General features: G+C 73.3%; 16 protein-coding genes. 10 read left to right on the forward strand and 6 right to left on the reverse strand.

All coding sequences use genetic code 11. The features are described 5' to 3' along the window. The first annotated feature begins 8 nt into the window (after positions 1–8). From ACH45N_RS26025 to holA, 3 genes are read left to right on the forward strand one after another with little or no spacing between them, the layout of a single operon-like run. Positions 9–698 (forward strand): hypothetical protein, encoded by a 690-nt coding sequence (locus tag ACH45N_RS26025; protein ID WP_397398863.1) that lies wholly within the window; start codon positions 9–11, stop codon positions 696–698. Then, positions 698–1,552, forward strand: a complete 855-nt coding sequence (locus ACH45N_RS26030) for a neocarzinostatin apoprotein domain-containing protein (RefSeq protein WP_397398864.1) — start codon at positions 698–700, stop codon at positions 1,550–1,552. Before ACH45N_RS26025 ends, ACH45N_RS26030 begins: the two co-directional genes overlap by 1 nt. A 39-nt stretch (positions 1,553–1,591) precedes the next feature. Then, positions 1,592–2,599 (forward strand): DNA polymerase III subunit delta, encoded by a 1,008-nt coding sequence (gene holA / locus ACH45N_RS26035; RefSeq protein ID WP_397398865.1) that lies wholly within the window; start codon positions 1,592–1,594, stop codon positions 2,597–2,599. A 314-nt stretch (positions 2,600–2,913) separates the two neighbouring features. Here holA and rpsT read toward each other — a convergent pair whose 3' ends face one another. Further along, on the reverse strand, positions 2,914–3,174 hold the full coding sequence (gene rpsT, locus ACH45N_RS26040; RefSeq protein WP_026365415.1) for a 30S ribosomal protein S20: 261 nt from the start codon (positions 3,172–3,174) through the stop codon (positions 2,914–2,916). A 243-nt stretch (positions 3,175–3,417) separates the two neighbouring features. Here rpsT and ACH45N_RS26045 point away from each other — a divergent pair, with 243 nt between their 5' ends. Beyond that, positions 3,418–4,539: a calcium:proton antiporter gene (locus tag ACH45N_RS26045; protein ID WP_397398866.1), complete on the forward strand. Its 1,122-nt coding sequence runs from the start codon at positions 3,418–3,420 to the stop codon at positions 4,537–4,539. 2 nt (positions 4,540–4,541) lie between these two features. Here the strand turns inward: ACH45N_RS26045 and ACH45N_RS26050 are convergent, their stop codons facing one another. From ACH45N_RS26050 to ACH45N_RS26060, 3 genes are all read right to left on the reverse strand, one after another. Next, positions 4,542–5,120, reverse strand: coding sequence for a type II toxin-antitoxin system PemK/MazF family toxin (locus ACH45N_RS26050; RefSeq protein ID WP_397398867.1), 579 nt, complete (start codon positions 5,118–5,120; stop codon positions 4,542–4,544). Positions 5,121–5,181: 61 nt separating this feature from the next. Then, positions 5,182–5,613: a type II toxin-antitoxin system PemK/MazF family toxin gene (locus tag ACH45N_RS26055; RefSeq protein ID WP_397398868.1), complete on the reverse strand. Its 432-nt coding sequence runs from the start codon at positions 5,611–5,613 to the stop codon at positions 5,182–5,184. Between the two features lie 42 nt (positions 5,614–5,655). Then, positions 5,656–6,444, reverse strand: a complete 789-nt coding sequence (locus ACH45N_RS26060; RefSeq protein WP_397398869.1) for an alpha/beta fold hydrolase — start codon at positions 6,442–6,444, stop codon at positions 5,656–5,658. 88 nt (positions 6,445–6,532) lie between these two features. Here ACH45N_RS26060 and ACH45N_RS26065 point away from each other — a divergent pair, with 88 nt between their 5' ends. Beyond that, positions 6,533–7,423 (forward strand): aminoglycoside phosphotransferase family protein, encoded by an 891-nt coding sequence (locus ACH45N_RS26065; RefSeq protein ID WP_397398870.1) that lies wholly within the window; start codon positions 6,533–6,535, stop codon positions 7,421–7,423. Positions 7,424–7,496: 73 nt separating this feature from the next. Here ACH45N_RS26065 and ACH45N_RS26070 read toward each other — a convergent pair whose 3' ends face one another. Next, positions 7,497–8,237 carry a maleylpyruvate isomerase N-terminal domain-containing protein gene (locus ACH45N_RS26070; RefSeq protein WP_397398871.1) on the reverse strand — a complete coding sequence of 247 codons (741 nt, stop codon included), beginning with the start codon at positions 8,235–8,237 and terminating at the stop codon, positions 7,497–7,499. A 312-nt stretch (positions 8,238–8,549) separates the two neighbouring features. On the opposite strand from ACH45N_RS26070, the gene ACH45N_RS26075 reads away from it, so the two are divergent. Then, positions 8,550–9,956: a hemolysin family protein gene (locus ACH45N_RS26075; protein ID WP_397398872.1), complete on the forward strand. Its 1,407-nt coding sequence runs from the start codon at positions 8,550–8,552 to the stop codon at positions 9,954–9,956. Further along, complete coding sequence (locus ACH45N_RS26080; protein WP_397398873.1) at positions 9,953–10,999, forward strand: CNNM domain-containing protein; 1,047 nt, start codon at positions 9,953–9,955, stop codon at positions 10,997–10,999. The genes ACH45N_RS26075 and ACH45N_RS26080 overlap by 4 nt, the downstream gene beginning before the upstream one ends. Before the next feature lie 42 nt (positions 11,000–11,041). Here the strand turns inward: ACH45N_RS26080 and ACH45N_RS26085 are convergent, their stop codons facing one another. Continuing rightward, positions 11,042–11,596: a DJ-1/PfpI/YhbO family deglycase/protease gene (locus ACH45N_RS26085; protein ID WP_397398874.1), complete on the reverse strand. Its 555-nt coding sequence runs from the start codon at positions 11,594–11,596 to the stop codon at positions 11,042–11,044. A 149-nt stretch (positions 11,597–11,745) separates the two neighbouring features. Between ACH45N_RS26085 and lepA the strand changes: the two genes are divergently transcribed. The 3 genes from lepA to ACH45N_RS26100 all read left to right on the forward strand — a co-directional run bounded on the left by lepA (position 11,746) and on the right by ACH45N_RS26100 (position 16,099). Further along, a complete protein-coding gene (lepA, locus tag ACH45N_RS26090; protein WP_397398876.1) occupies positions 11,746–13,611 on the forward strand; it encodes a translation elongation factor 4 in 1,866 nt (621 codons plus the stop codon). Next, positions 13,612–15,027, forward strand: a complete 1,416-nt coding sequence (gene hemW / locus ACH45N_RS26095) for a radical SAM family heme chaperone HemW (protein ID WP_397398878.1) — start codon at positions 13,612–13,614, stop codon at positions 15,025–15,027. It abuts the gene before it with no gap. Between the two features lie 127 nt (positions 15,028–15,154). Then, the gene (locus tag ACH45N_RS26100; protein ID WP_397398880.1) at positions 15,155–16,099 is read left to right on the forward strand and encodes a hypothetical protein; all 945 of its coding nucleotides are present in this window, start codon (positions 15,155–15,157) and stop codon (positions 16,097–16,099) included. Positions 16,100–16,173 lie beyond the last annotated feature (74 nt).

A 16,173-nucleotide genomic window follows, 5' to 3' on the forward strand; every position in this document is an offset into this window, starting at 1 on the left:
AGGTGACGATGCGCAAGACTCTTCGACGGCTCGTGTCGGTGCTCGCCGTCGTCCTCGTGGGGGCAGCCGGATTCCTGGCCGTGGCCCCGACCGCGGCCGCCGACGTGACCTACGTGCCGGACAACTGGAACGGCAAGGTGGTCTACCTGTCTCAGGCGTGCCACGACCGCGGGGACACCGTGTGCCACGACAACACGGGCTGCGACGGCTTCAGCGAGAACATCAACTCCTACAAGGTGGCGATGTCGACCATCAACGGCGGCAGGACGGACCACCTCAGCCTCCTGGAGCGCGGCTACAAGGTGGTCCGGGGCAACGGGCTCACGCGGAAGAACATCGCCAGTTCGAACCGGGTGGGGGCTGACCTGCACATCCCGTTGCACTCCAACGCCATCAGCGCGTCCTGCGAGTCCGGCAAACCGGCGTCGCGGTACGGCACGCACGCCATGTACGTGTCGAGCGCCGGCAAGGAGTGTGCGGCGGAGATCGTGCAGCGCGTCGGTGCGAGCAGCCCCGGCACCAACGACACCCGGCAGTACCGGACGGACCTGGGCGAGCTGAACCAGACCAACGCCGTCGCGTGCTACCTGGAGCAGGACTTCCACGTCTGGCAACGAGGGGTGAACTGGATGCGCGACCGCGACTCGTGGAGCTGGCGCCTGGCCATGGCCGTCGACGTGTACATGGGGTACCCCTGATGCGCGCCCGGCAGCGCGCCGCGGTCGCCGCAATCGCCGTGGCCTTGCTCCTGCTGGCCGGCTGCACGGCGGCCCCGACCGGGCCGGCCACGTCGGGACCGTCGCGCGGAGCGGGGACGTCGACCGACGGTCCGTCGCCGTCGGACGACGCGGCCGGCTCGGACGACGCGGCCGGTTCGGATGAACCAGAGATCACCGTGCGGGCCGCCGGCAGCGCCTGGCTGGTGCGGGGCACGGGCTTCACGGGCGGCAACCAGTACCTGGTCCAGTGCGTCGGCGGGACGACGACGGGGGCGAGCGCGCTCGACGAGTGCGACATGTCGACCAGCGAGCAGGTGGTCGCCGACGAGAGCGGCCGGATCACCGCGACCCGTCAGGCACGGGCGTTCGTCAACGTCGGCTCGGTCTCCGAGGTGGACTGCACGGGCGACCCGTGCGCGCTCGCCGTCGCCGACCTGTCGGACCGGGTGCTCGCCGCCGCCCCGGCGCCCCTGCCGGGCGGCTCGGAGCCGCCGGACGCGCCCACGCTGACGCTGTCCGAGCTGGAGCTCGGCGCCGACGACGGTCGCGTCACCGTGACGGGCAAGGGCTACGCGGCGGGTGCGACGGTCCGGATCGTGCAGTGCGCCACCACCTCCGACGGTGCCGTGGACGGGGACAACTGCCTGTACGACGACGGGAAGCGCGTGATCGCCGACCGTGCGGGCACCCTGGTCACCCAGCTCCGCGTGGTCCGGGAGATCGAGCTGGTGGGCGGGGGATCCGCCGACTGCGCCGACGAGGGCGCCTGCGTGATCGCGAACGCGTGGACCGACGGCGGACGGATCGCCCTGGCCGACCTCGTCTGGGAGTAGGGCGCGGCCGGTGTGGGTGGCGCGTGGCAGGCTGTGTCCGTGCCTCCCGCAACCAGACGTCGTACCGCCACCGCTCCCGCCGGACGGAGCTGGGACGAGCCCACCGTGGCTCCCGTCGTGCTGGTGCGCGGCGCCGAGCCGCTCCTGACCGAGCGCGCGGTGGACGGCGTGGTGCGGCTCGTGCGCGAGCGCGACCCCGACGTCGAGAAGGTGGAGCTGGAGGGGGCCACGTACGGCACGGGCCAGCTCATGGTCGCGGCGAGCCCGTCCCTGTTCGGCGAGGCCAAGGTGGTCGTGGTCCGCTCGACGGAGTCGGGCACCGAGGACCTGATGGCCGACCTCATCGCGTACGTCGGCGCGCCCGACGAGGAGACCACCGTCGTCGTGGTGCACGGCGGCGGGCAGCGCGGCAAGAAGATGCTCGACACGATCACGGGCTCCGGCGCGCCGGTCATGGTGTGCGAGCCCGTGACGAAGGACGCGGAGAAGGCGTCGTTCGTGGTGGGGGAGTTCAAGGCGGCTCGCCGCCGCGCGGACGCCGAGGGTGTCCGCGCCCTCGTCGACGCACTGGGCAGCGACCTGCGCGAGCTCGCGGCGGCGTGCGCGCAGCTCGTCGCCGACACCACGGGCACCATCACGGCCGCCACGGTGGACCGGTACTACGGCGGCCGGGTCGAGGCCACGGGCTTCCGGGTGGCGGACGCCGCGGTGGCGGGCGACGCCGGGGGCGCCGTCGCCCTGCTGCGGCACGCGCTGGACACCGGCCTGGACCCCGTACCGATCGTCGCGGCGCTGGCGCTGCGCCTGCGCAACCTGGCCAAGGTCGCCTCGATGCGGGGCGGCGGGCTGTCGGCGCGTGACCTGGGCATGGCCCCCTGGCAGATCGACCGTGCCCGCAAGGACCTGCGCGCCTGGACGCCGGAGGGGCTCGCGGCGGCGATCTCCGCCGTCGCGCAGGCCGACGCCGACGTGAAGGGCGAGGCGCGGGACACGGTCTTTGCCGTCGAACGCGCGGTCATGACGATCGCCCGCTCCCGCCGCGCCTGACCCCGCCGCGCCTGACCCCGCCGACCGCCGACCCCACCGGTCGCCGACCAGAGTGCGCTTCTACCCCGTCATTCGGCCCGTAATCAGCCTGTTTTCGGGCCGAATGACGGGGTAGAAGCGCACATCGGCGCGGGGCGGAGCGGGGAGGCGGGGTGGCTGGCGGAGGCCGCCAGGGCACGTGGGTCGGGCGGCACCCGTACCCGCACCGGCACCGGCACCCGCGCCCGACGCACCCGCCCCCGCCGCGCCCGCAGTTTCCGCGCGCGCGAAAGACGCCGTCCGCCCGGAAGGCGAACGGCGTCCGACGAAGTGGCTCAGAGAGCGGCGACCGACTTCGCGATGGCCGACTTGCGGTTCGCAGCCTGGTTCGCGTGGATGACGCCCTTGGCGACAGCCTTGTCGAGCTTGCGCGACGCGGTGGCAAGGGCGACCGTCGCGGTCTCCTTGTCGCCGGCTGCGACGGCCTCGCGCACCTTGCGCACGTGGGTCTTCAGCTCCGACTTGACGGACTTGTTGCGCAGACGAGCCTTCTCGTTCGTCTTGATGCGCTTCATCTGGGACTTGATGTTTGCCACGAGTGGACTTCCTGGTGTGTTCGCCTTGCGGCGAGCGGATAGGTCGTAGAGGGCGGTCGCAGGTCCGGGACTGGGGTGGGGACCCGTGGAGAGGAACTGCGACTGTGCCCGCCGACCTGGGCGGACACGCGACCCCCAAGGCTACCAGAGGGTCCGGCCCCTCGTGGGGCGGTGCGGTGTGACACCGGCTACCAGCGGCTCGGCGCGTGAAGGGCCTCTGACGAGCCGCCATAGACTCCGGCTATGAGTACCAGGACACTTCGGGGCCGTTTCCAATGGACCGTGGTGGTCCCCGTCCTTGCCCTGGTGCTCCTCGTCGCGACGTGGAGCAACCACGAGCACCCGGTGACGCTCATGGCGATCGGCGCCGCGCTGGTCGGCGCCGTCCTCGCCGCGGTGCACCACGCGGAGGTGGTGGCCCACCGGGTCGGCGAGCCGTTCGGCTCCCTCATCCTCGCGGTCGCGGTGACCGTGATCGAGGTGGGGCTGATCCTCATGTTGATGAGCGGCGGCAGCGACTCGGCGAGCACGTACGCCCGGGACACCGTCTTCGCCGCCGTGATGATCACGTTCAACGGCATCGTCGGCCTGTCCCTGCTGGTGGGGGCGGGCAAGCACCACCTGGTGAGCTTCAACGCCTCGGGCACCGGCTCCGCGCTGGCCACCGTCGTCGCGCTGGCCACGGTCTCCCTGGTGCTGCCCAGCTTCACCACGTCCGCGGAGGGCGGGGCGTACACCCCGTTCCAGCTCGGCTTCGCGGCCGTGGCCTCGCTGACGCTCTACGGGGCGTTCGTGTTCACCCAGACCGTGCGGCACCGCGACTTCTTCCTGCCCGTCGCCAGCGACAAGTACGGCCGGGTGACCGGCCTCCTCGACGAGGACGGCGACGACCACGCCGACCCGCCGCCCGTCAAGGAGGCGTGGTTCAGCGTCGCGCTGCTGATGGTCGCGCTGGTCTCCGTGGTCTTCCTGGCCAAGGTGCTCTCGCCCACGATCGAGCACGGCGTCGAGGCCGCGGGCCTGCCCTACACCGTCGTCGGCGTGGTGATCGCGCTGCTCGTGCTCGCGCCCGAGTCGATCGCCGCCGTCCGCAACGCCCTGCGCAACCGGGTGCAGATCAGCCTCAACCTCGCCTACGGCTCCGCGATGGCGTCGATCGGCCTGACCATCCCGACCATCGCGGTCGCGATGATCTGGATGGACGGGCCGCTCACGCTCGGCCTCGACCCGACCCAGATGGTGCTGCTCGCGGTCTCCGTGGTGGTGGCGATGCTCAGCATCGCCCCGGGCCGGGCCAAGACGCTCCAGGGCGTGGTGCACCTGGTGCTGCTCGCCGCGTTCCTCGTGGTCTCGGTCCAGCCCTAGCGTCAGAGCGCCGCGGCGACCTCGTCGAAGATCTTCTTGTCCAGGACCGCGCCCTCGCGGCGGACGGCGTCCGGGTGGATGCGGATCACGCGGTTGAGGCGCACCTCGGACGGACGGCCGGAGCTGTCCCAGGCGCCGGTGCCGATGTCCATCCAGCGGCGTCCTGCGCGGGCCTCCTGCGCGGCGTCCCGGTCGTGGTCCTGGCTGGTGAGCTGCAGCGCGAGGAGCCAGGGCCCGTCGTTGCCCACGATCAGGACCGGCCGGTCCTTGCCCTGGCTGTGATCTTCCTCATACGGAACCCACGACCACACGACCTCGCCCGGGTCGGGCTCGCCGTCCAGCTCCGGGTGGTAGACGGGCTTGACCTTGCCCTCGAAGTCGCCGGGGTAGCCGTCGGTCTCGGGCAGGTCGCGCCCCGACGGCCGGGGCGCCCTCGGCGTCGCCGTCGGCCGGGAGCCCGCCGGTCGGGAGCCGGAGGGCCGGTCGCCGCCCGGGCGGCGGTCGTTCTGGTCGAGTACGGTGCGGGCGACTGCCTCGACGACCTCGCCGAGCAACTTGAGCCACGGGTTCTGCTGGTTCACGCTGGGCAGGGTAGCCCGACGCCGGCCCGCGGGCAGGCGGGACGACGCCGGACGGCGCGGGTCAGGTCAGGTCGAGCGCCCGGTCCATGTACTTCACGACGTCGTTGAACATCTCCTCGGCGAGCACGTCGCCCTCGCGGCGCACGTCGTCGGGGTCCACCCGGATGACGCGGTTGATCCGCACCTCCGACTCGCGTCCCGAGGCGTCCCAGCGGCCCGTGCCGACGTCCATCCAAATGCGGCCGGCGCGGGCCTCCTGCAGCGCGTCGCGGTCGTGGTCCTGGCTCGTGAGCTGGAGGCCCAGCAGCCACGGGCCGTCCTTGCCCACGAGCAGCACCGGACGGTCCTTGCCCTGGCTGTGGTCCTCCTCGTAGGGCACCCAGGTCCAGACGACCTCGCCCGGGTCCGGCTCGCCGTCGAGCTGGGGGTGGTAGATCGGGTGCACCTCACCCTCGAAGTCGCCGGGGTAGCTGTTCTCTGATGCGAAGGTCACGCCTGGAACCGTACCGGAACGGGTGAAGTGCACATCCAAGACTTACCCGGCACATGCCCGCGCGAACTCCGCCAGCTCCGCCGCCATCGGCTCCGGCTCCCAGCTGTGCATGGCGCCCGGCATCTCCTTCTCGGTGCCCTTGGGCACCTGCGCCACGATGCTCGCCGCGGCCACGGGCATCTCCGGGAACGTCTGCGTCCCGTACATCGCCAGCACCGGGACCGTCACATCGAGCGTGCCGTCCTCCAGCGCGTGCTGCGCCCACGCGAGGGACTGGGCGTCGGCCCGGTAGGCGGCCACGGTGCGCGCGAGCACGGGCCAGTCGGGGGAGGCCTCCATCCCCGCGAGCCACTCGGGCGGCATGTCCTTCATGTAGTGCCGCATGGCGTTCTCGGTGTCGTCCGCGTCGAGCAGCCGTTCGATCTCGTCGGCCCACGCCTGCGTGGTCGCGGCGGGGTCGCCCAGCGGCGCCTCCCAGAGGGCGAGGCCCGTGACGGGCAGCCCCGCGGCGGCGGCCCGCAGGCTGACCGAGCAGCCGGACGAGTGCCCGACCAGCACGGCGGAACCGCCCGCGACCTCGATCATCGCGGCGACGGCCGCGAGCTCGCGGTCCAGGTCGAGTCGGCCCTCGGCGGGGCTCTCGCCCCGGCCGAGACGGTCGAAGGTGACGGTGGTGAGGCCGGCGTCGGCGGCTCGCCGGGCGGTCTCGGCGGTGATCGGGTCGTCGGCCCGGTCCGGTCCCGCACCCGTCACGAAGACGAGGGCCGGGCCGGTGCCGCGCAGGTCGTAGGCGACGCGGTCGCGCTGGCTGGTGGTCGCGTAGTGGGTCATGTCCGTCCGACGACGGCGGCGCGCCGAACTCATCGCCCGGACGAAAAGCGCTGGCCCGCCGGTCCGCGCGGGTGCCACGGTGTGGCCCATGCGCCTCCACGACGACGAGATCGTCTCCACGCCGGACCTCGTGCACCGGCTGGTCGCGGCCCAGCTCCCGCAGTGGTCCGGGCTGCCGGTGCGGCCGGGACCGGCCGGGGGCACCGACCACCACCTGTTCCGGCTCGGCGACGAGCTGCTGGTCCGGATGCCCAAGATCGCCTGGGCCCAGGACCAGGCCGTCGCCGACGCGCGCTGGCTCCCGCACCTCGCCGCCCACCTCCCGGTGGAGCTCCCCGTGCCCGTGGCGGTGGGGGAGCCCGGCGAGGGGTTCCCGTTCCGCTGGTCGGTGGTGCCCTGGCTGGAGGGTGAGCCGCCCGCTCCCGGGAGTCTCGGCGCCGACGGCGCCCGCGGCCTGGGCGAGCTCGTCGCCGCCCTGCGCACGGTGCCCGCGGACGGCGGACCGGTCAAGGAGGGCACGTCCCGGGGCGTCCCGCTGGCCCGCCTGGACGACGACGTCCGCGGGGCGATCGCGGCCTCCGGCACCCGCGTCGACGGCCCCGCCGTCACGAAGGCGTGGGAGCGGGCACTCGACGCCCGTCCGGCGGCGGAAGCCCGCTGGCTCCACGGCGACCTGCTGCCCGGCAACCTGCTGGTGCGGGACGGGCGGCTGGCCGGCGTCATCGACTGGGGCGCCATGGGCGTGGGCGACCCGGCCGCCGACCTCATCCCCGCCTGGGGTGCCGGGCTCACCGACGCGGAGCGGGCCGTGTTCCGCGCCGCGGCGACGGACGGGCTCGCCGACCCCGACGACGCGTGGGAGCGGGGGCGCGGCTGGATGCTGGTGCAGGCGGTCATCGCCCTGCCGTACTACTGGGACCGCTGGCCCGCCTTCGCCCGGGCGGGCCAGGCCCGGATCGCCGCGGTGCTCGCGGGCTGACGCCGCCCAAGCATGCGGCGCACGCTGACGCTGGCGCACGCTGACGCCGGCGCCCCCCGACCGGGCCTGCCCGCTACGGCACGATCGGCTGCGCCAGCGCCGCCTCCAGGTCGCCGCGGTCACCCGTGACGGTGAGCCCCGCCTCGCCCGGCGTCAGCCGGCGCCACAGCGTCAGGGCGAGCCCCTCGGCCGGCCCGGCCACGACGACGTCGGGGGCCACCTCGTCCGCGCGCTCGCCCGGGGCGCCGAGCACCCAGGTGGGCGCGCCGGCGAGGTCCGTCGCCACGAGCACCACCGGGAAGCGGAGCGGCTCCATGCGGCCCAGGCCCACCTGCCGGGGCTGGAGCACCGTGACCACCTCGTCGACCGTGTCGGCCCACACCTCCGGCGCCGCCCCGACCAGGCCGGACGCGGCCGCGCCCGCAGAGGCCGCCAGCAGGTCGTGCAGGTGGACGAGCGTCTCGTGGGTCTGCCTGCGGTGCCAGAACCGGACCGGTCCGGGGCCCATCGGGGCGGGATGGGCCAGGACCCGGCACTCGGCCGCGGGGTCGAGGTCGGACAGCGCCGCGCGCAGCTCCGCCGCCTGCGTCGCGTAGTGCGGCGCCAGGTCGAACGGCCCGTCGCCCAGCGCCGCGCCCTTGACCCCGCGCGCGTTGCCCGCGGCCCAGTGGTGCACGTCCGCGAGGTGCTCCACGAGCCCGCGCACGGTCCAGTCGCCGCAGGCGGGGACCCGCGCGTCGGCGTCGGCGGCGGGGATCGCGGCCAGGAAGTCGTCCTGGAACCGGGCCAGCAGGGCCAGGTGGTCGAGCGTCATGGGCCGAAACGTACCGCGCGCCACCGACACGCCGTCCGCCCTCGCGCCGGGACGAGACCCCGGGACGAGACCCCGGGACGAGACCCCGGGACGAGACCCCGGACGGGACCGCGCTCCGGATGACGACTTCCGCGCGCCGTGGAACCGTGGACCCAGCTCCGACGTTCTCCACGCGATGCGCGCCGCGCATCCGGCCCGAGGCCCTCGGCCCGAGACACAACCGCACGACCACCAGTGAAGGATCATGGACCCCGACAGTCATAGTCCCGGCCCGAACGCACGTCTCCGCACCACCGAGAGGAGGTGGATGCGTTGACCTGGGTGATCTCCCTCCTGCTGGGGGTCGTGGTGATCCTGGTGATCACCGCCGTGACGGGGTACTTCGTCGCGCAGGAGTTCGCGTACATGGCGGTCGACCGCGCGCGGCTCGCCGCGCGCTCCGAGGCCGGCGACGCCGGGGCGCGGCGCGCGCTCGGCGTGACCCGGCGGACCAGCTTCATGCTCTCCGGCGCCCAGCTCGGCATCACGGTGACCGGCCTGCTCGTCGGCTACGTCGCCGAGCCGCTGGTCGGTGAGTCGCTGGGCGAGGCCCTCGGCGGCGTCGGCGTGCCGGTCGGCACGGGCGTGGCCATCGGCACCGTCCTCGCGCTCGTGTTCTCGACCCTCGTCCAGATGCTGTTCGGCGAGCTCGTGCCCAAGAACCTGGCGATCGCGCGGCCGGAGCCGGTCGCGCTGTGGCTGGCTCGCTCCACGACCATCTACCTCGCCGTCTTCGGCTGGCTCATCAAGGTGTTCGACGCCGCCTCCAACGCGCTCCTGCGCCTGCTGCGCATCGAACCCGTGCACGATGTCGAGCACTCGGCGACGGCCCGCGACCTGGAGCACATCGTCGCGGACTCGCGCGCCAGCGGCGACCTGCCGGGCGACCTGTCGGTGCTGCTGGACCGCATCCTGGACTTCCCGCGCCAGGACGTGGAGCACGCGATGATCCCGCGCGCCCGCGTGGGCGTGGTGCACAGCAAGGACACGCTCGCGCAGGTGCGCGAGCTGATGGCGGCGGGCCACTCCCGCTACCCCGTGGTGGACGACGACGGGGAGGTCACCGGCGTCGTGCACCTGACCGACCTGCTCTCCGCGGCGCCGGAGGCGACGACCGTCGCCGACCTGCTGCGCCCCGCGCTGGTGCTGCCCACGTCCATGGCGCTGCCCGACGCCCTGCGGGAGCTGTCGGCCACGCGCAACCAGATGGCGTGCGTCGTGGACGAGTACGGCGGGTTCGCCGGCGTGCTGACCGTCGAGGACCTCGCCGAGGAGCTCGTCGGCGAGATCACCGACGAGCACGACGACGAGATCGACCCCGTGACCGCGGCGTCGGACGGCGTCTGGGTCATGGCCGGCGACGTCCACCTCGACGAGGTGGAGCGCGCCGTCGAGCGCGACCTGCCGGAGGGCGACCACGAGACGATCGCGGGGCTCGCCATCGCCGTGCACGGCTCGTTGCCCGCGGCCGGCGACGTCGTCGACGTGCCGCTGCCCATCGACCCGGCCACCCTGGTGGCGCCCGAGCCGCCGCCGAGCGAGGTGCTCCGCATCGAGGTGCTCGACGTGGAGCGGCACGTGCCGTCCCACGTCCGGGTCACCGTCGTGGAGGCACCCCCCGAGGAACCGGCGGAGCGCCTCGCCGACCACGCCGGCACCGAGACCGAGGAGACCCGATGAGCAACCCCTGGGTCGTCCTCGCCGCGACCGTCGTCGTCATCGCGCTGAGCGCGTTCTTCGTGGCCGTGGAGTTCGCGCTCCTGGCCGCCAAGCGGCACCGCCTGGAGGACGCCGCGCCCACCAGCCGCTCCGCGCGGGCGGCGCTGCGCAGCGCCAGCGAGCTCACGGTGCTCCTGGCCGGCTCGCAGCTCGGCATCACCGTCTGCACCCTGGCCCTCGGTGCCATCACCAAGCCCGCCGTGCACCACTGGCTGACGCCGGTGTTCGAGACGTGGGGCGCGCCCTACTGGGCCGCCGACGTCGCGGGCTTCGTCCTGGCGCTGGTCATCGTCACGTTCCTGCACCTGGTGGTGGGGGAGATGGCGCCCAAGTCGTGGGCCATCGCCCACCCCGAGGCCAGCGCGACGATGCTCGCGCTGCCGATGCGGGCGTTCATGGTCGTGACCCGGCCCGTGCTCCTGGCGCTCAACGGCGCCGCGAACTGGTGCCTGCGGCGCGTCGGCGTCGAGCCGGCCGACCAGGTCGCCTCCGGGCAGGGCCCGGAGGACCTGCGGCACCTGGTCGAGCACTCCGTCAGCGTCGGCGCGCTCGACCTGGCCTACTCGACCCAGCTCTCGGGCGCGCTCGACCTGCGGCGCCTGACGGTCGAGGACCTGCTGGCCGACCACGCGGCGCCGTCCGCCGTGGGGCACCACGCCACGGCCGCCCAGGTGCAGGAGGCGTCCCGCGTCTCCGGCCACCTGCGGATCCTGGTGCAGGGTGAGGGCGGGCGGCCGGAGGGCGTGGTCCACGTCCGGGACACCCTCCTGCTGGCCGACGACGCGCCGGTCACGGACGTCACGCGGCCGGTCTTCGAGCTGGCCGCGGACGTGCCGTTGCACACCGCCCTGACCAGCATGCGCGAGACGGGTAACCACCTCGCCGTCGTGCCCCGGTCGGACGCCGACGGGCCGGACGGGCCCGCGGCGGACTTCGGCGTGGTGACCCTCGCCGACGTGCTGCGGCGCCTGCTGCCGCGCACGACGGCGGGCCAGCCGGCCTGACGAGGCCGGCCGGCCTGACGAGGGAGGCGCGGTGCCGGGGGCTCAGGCCTCCAGCGCCGCGTCGACCTCGCGGAGGAACGCGGGCAGGTCGCCCGGGTCGCGGGACGTGACGAGCGGGAACCCGGCGCCCTCGTCGCGCACGACCTCCTGGTCCACCCAGGTGCCGCCCGCGTTGCGTACGTCGGTGGCCAGGGACGGGTAGCTGGTGAGCGTGGCGCCCTTGACCCGGTCGGCCTCCACGATGGCCCACGGGCCGTGGCAGATCGCCGCGACCGGCCGGCCCGAGGAGGCGAACGCCTCGACGGCGGCCACGGCCTCGGGCCGCTGCCGCAGGGCGTCCGCGTTGATCGTGCCGCCCGGCACGAGCAGCAGGTCGAAGCCGGCCGGGTCGACGGCGTCGATCGTGGTGTCCGGCCGGACCGTCTCGCCGGGCTTCTCGTCGCTCACCAGGGTGCGGATGTCGCCGGGCTGCGCCGACGCCACGGTCACCACCGCCCCGTGGTCGCGCAGGTGCCGCACGGGCACCAGCAGCTCGTCCTGCTCGACGCCGTAGTTGGTCACGATGGCCAGAACGTGCTTGCCGGTCAGGTGCGCCATGATTCTCCTCCGTCGATCGGTGTCGCTGTCCCGTGACCGTAAGCACGACCGCACCCCGCTCGCACGGGACGTGGGAGAATGGGGGTCGGCCCCCGCCCATCCCGGCCACGATCCTGACGACACCACCCTGACGACGGAGCGAGAACGCTTTGCCCATCCCCGGTCCTGCGCTCACGGCGCGCATCCAGCCGAATGCCACGGCGCCCGAGCTGATCCGCAACTTCTGCATCATCGCGCACATCGACCACGGCAAGTCGACCCTTGCCGACCGCATGCTCCAGCTCACGGGTGTCGTCGACGCGCGCGCGATGCGCGCCCAGTACCTGGACCGGATGGACATCGAGCGCGAGCGCGGCATCACCATCAAGTCGCAGGCCGTGCGCATGCCGTGGGAGCTCGACGGCACCCCGCACGCGCTGAACATGATCGACACGCCCGGCCACGTGGACTTCACCTACGAGGTGTCGCGGTCGCTGGCCGCGTGCGAGGGCGCGGTGCTGCTGGTCGACGCCGCGCAGGGCATCGAGGCGCAGACCCTGGCCAACCTGTACCTGGCCATGGAGAACGAGCTCGAGATCATCCCGGTCCTGAACAAGATCGACCTGCCGGCGGCCCAGCCCGAGAAGTACGCCGAGGAGCTGGCGAACCTCGTGGGCTCCGACCCCGAGGACGTGCTCAAGGTCAGCGGCAAGACGGGCGTGGGCGTCGAGGCCCTGCTCGACCGCATCGTGCAGCGCGTCCCGGCCCCGGTCGGCGACCCGGACGCCCCGGCCCGCGCCATGATCTTCGACTCGGTCTACGACACCTACCGCGGCGTGGTCACCTACGTGCGCGTGGTCGACGGCGACCTGAACCCGCGCGAGAAGATCGCGATGATGTCCACGCGGGCCACGCACGAGCTGCTGGAGATCGGCGTCAGCGCGCCCGAGCCGCACCCCACCAAGGGGCTCGGCGTGGGCGAGGTGGGCTACCTGATCACCGGCGTGAAGGACGTGCGCCAGTCCAAGGTGGGCGACACCGTCACCAACGCCGCCAAGCCCGCCACCGACGCGCTCGGCGGCTACAGCGACCCCAAGCCGATGGTCTTCTCGGGCCTGTACCCGATCGACGGCTCGGACTACCCGGTGCTGCGCGACGCCCTGGACAAGCTCAAGCTCAACGACGCCGCGCTCAACTACGAGCCCGAGACGTCGGTGGCCCTCGGCTTCGGCTTCCGCGTGGGTTTCCTCGGCCTGCTGCACCTCGAGATCGTGCGCGAGCGCCTGGAGCGCGAGTTCAACCTCGACCTCATCTCCACGGCCCCGAACGTCATCTACGACGTGACGCTGGAGGACAACACCCAGGTCGAGGTGACCAACCCGTCGGAGTTCCCCGGGGGCAAGATCAAGGAGGTCCGCGAGCCCGTCGTCAAGGCCACGATCCTCACCCCGAGCGAGTTCGTGGGCGCCGTCATGGAGCTCTCGCAGTCCAAGCGCGGCGACCTGCAGGGCATGGACTACCTGTCCGAGGACCGCGTCGAGATGCGGTACCACCTGCCGCTCGCCGAGATCGTCTTCGACTTCTTCGACCAGCTCAAGTCCAAGACCCGCGGCTACGCGTCGCTCGACTACGACACGTCCGGCGACCAGGTGGCCGACCTCGTGAAGGTCGACATCCTGCTGCAGGGCGAGCAGGTCGACGCGTTCAGCGCCATCGTGCACCGGGACAAGGCGTACTCCTACGGCGTCATGATGACGGCGAAGCTCAAGGAGCTCATCCCGCGCCAGCAGTTCGAGGTGCCCATCCAGGCGGCCATCGGCGCACGCGTGATCGCCCGCGAGACCATCCGCGCCATGCGCAAGGACGTGCTCGCCAAGTGCTACGGCGGTGACATCAGCCGGAAGCGCAAGCTGCTGGAGAAGCAGAAGGAGGGCAAGAAGCGCATGAAGAACATCGGCTCCGTCGAGGTGCCGAAGGACGCGTTCATCGCCGCGCTCTCCTCGGACTCGGACGGCCCCAAGGACAAGAAGAAGTAGGTGCCCGCACTTCCCTCCGGCATCCCCGTGCCCGACGACGGTGGGCTGCCTGCCTGGGTGCGCCCCGTGCCCTCGCTGGTCGAGCCTGCCGAGGCCGCGGTCTCGACAGGCTCGACCAGCGCCGCCCGGCCGTTCGGCGTGTACGTGCACGTGCCGTTCTGCACGGTGCGCTGCGGGTACTGCGACTTCAACACCTACACGGCGTCCGAGCTGGGCGGCGGCGCGAACCAGGCCGCCTACGCGACCACGGCGCTGCGTGAGGTCTCGCTCGCGCGGCAGGTCCTGGCGGACGCCGGGCGGTCGCCCGCCGCGGTCTCGACCGTCTTCTTCGGCGGCGGCACCCCGACGATGCTGCCCGCCGAGGACCTGGCCCGCGTGCTGACCGGCATCCGGGAGGCGTGGGGCCTGGCGGACCCCTCGACAGGCACAGGGCAGGCGGCCGAGGTCACCACCGAGGCCAACCCCGACTCCGTCACGCCCGAGTCGCTGCGCGTGCTGGCCGACGCCGGGTTCACACGGGTCTCGTTCGGCATGCAGTCGGCGGTGCCGCACGTGCTGGCGACCCTGGAGCGCACCCACGACCCGCTGCGCATCCCCGACGTCGTCCGCTGGGCGCGGGACGCCGGCCTGGACGTGTCGCTGGACCTCATCTACGGCACGCCGGGCGAGTCCCTGGACGACTGGCGCACCAGCGTCGAGACGGCGCTGGCCACCGGCGTCGACCACGTGTCCGCCTACGCGCTGGTGGTCGAGCCCGGCACCAAGATGGCCGCCCAGGTGCGCCGTGGCGAGGTCACGCTGCCCGACGAGGACGACCAGGCCGCCAAGTACGAGCTGGCCGACGACCTGCTCACCGCGGCGGGTCTGCGCTGGTACGAGGTGTCGAACTGGTCCCGGCCGGGGCACGAGTGCCGGCACAACGTGGGCTACTGGCGGGGCGACGACTGGTGGGGCGTGGGCCCGGGCGCGCACAGCTACGTGTCGGCGCCGGCGCCGGCGCCGGCGGCGTCGGTTCCGTCGGACGGCGGGGCGTCGGACGGCGGGCCGGACGGCGAGGAGCCGCCCGCCGGCGTCCGCTGGTGGAACGTGAAGCACCCCCGCGCCTACGCGACGCGGCTGGAGGCCGGGCACAGCCCGGGTGCCGGGCGCGAGCTGCTCACCCGCGAGGAGGCGCACCTGGAGCGTGTCATGCTCGGCGTGCGGCTGCGCGAGGGGCTCGACCTCGGTGTGCTCTCGGCGCAGGGCCGCACCGCGGTGGCGGGCCTCGTGGCCCGCGGGCTGCTCGACGGACACGCCGCCCTCGGGGTCGGCGTGCCGGGCACGCCCGGCGCCTCGAGCGCGGGCACCCCGCGCGCCGTCCTGACGCGCCGCGGGCGCCTGCTGGCCGACGCCGTCGTGCGGGACCTGACCGCCTGATCCGCACCCCTTTTCTTCACGCAGAAGGTCCTTTTCGTTTGTTTGCACGGTGGGCGAAACCGTCGATATCTTGTGCTGTTCATACCGTTACGAGGCGGCTCGGTCCCGCCTGACAAGGGGCACGCGCATGAGCAACACCTACGGTGGCTGGAACCCGCAGGATCCCTCCTCCGGACAGCGTCCGGACCCCCGGACGCAGGGCGGCCAGCCACCGCAGCAGCCCGACCCGTACGGGCCGCGCGACCCGTACGGCCGCCCCGCCAACCCGTACGGCCGGCCGGACTACCAGCCCCCGCAGCACCCGCACGGCGGCTTCCAGCAGCAGTACCAGGCGCCGCAGCAGCAGGTCCGGGCCTACGCGCCGGTCCAGGAGCCGGCGCCGGGCTCCGACGACGTGCCCCCGACGATCGGCGGCGCGTGGCGCTGGGCCTGGGGCGCGTTCGGCGCGAGCTGGGGCATCTGGGTGCTGATGAGCCTCACGCTCGGTGTCGCGCAGATCGCTGTCGTCCTCCTGTTCAGCCCGTCCACCATGGACGCCCTGTCGAGCTCCACCGACCCGGCGGCGCTGGACGCCGCGCTGGTCGCCGGGCAGTCGTTCGAGGCCAAGGCGCTGGGCGCGGCGGGCACCGCGATCAGCTTCCTGCTGCAAGCCCTCCTGTACGCGGGCGCGCTCGCCGCCACCCGGACCCGCACGGTCCGGTTCCGGGACTTCTTCCTGCTGCGCGGCTTCGGCGGCCTCGTGGCGTACGCGCTGCTCGCGGGGGTGATCGGGTTCGTCAGCACCGTCGTCCCGGTGGTGGGCGGCCTGATCCAGCTCGTCTGCACGCTGCTCCTGCTCCCCGTGCCGTTCCTGCTGCTCAAGGGGGTCGGCTTCGGCCGGGCGCTCGGCGGCGGCGTCGGGCTGGTGCTGTCCCATCTCGGTGCGGCGCTGGCGTTCTTCGGGATCTTCGCCGGCCTGGCCGTCGCGTCGGTCTTCACGTGCGGCATCGGCCTGGTGGTGATCGCCCCGGCGATGCTGCTGGTGGGGGCCTGTCTCGTCCAGCGGTGGACCGGGGAGCCGGTCCGGTCCTGACCGACGGGGAACAACTCCACGGTTGCACATGCGGATTTGCGGAGAAAAGGTGAAGGTGGCTTCGGATCACTGAA

The organism is Promicromonospora sp. NPDC019610, assembly GCF_044389365.1.
Taxonomy (GTDB): domain Bacteria; phylum Actinomycetota; class Actinomycetes; order Actinomycetales; family Cellulomonadaceae; genus Promicromonospora.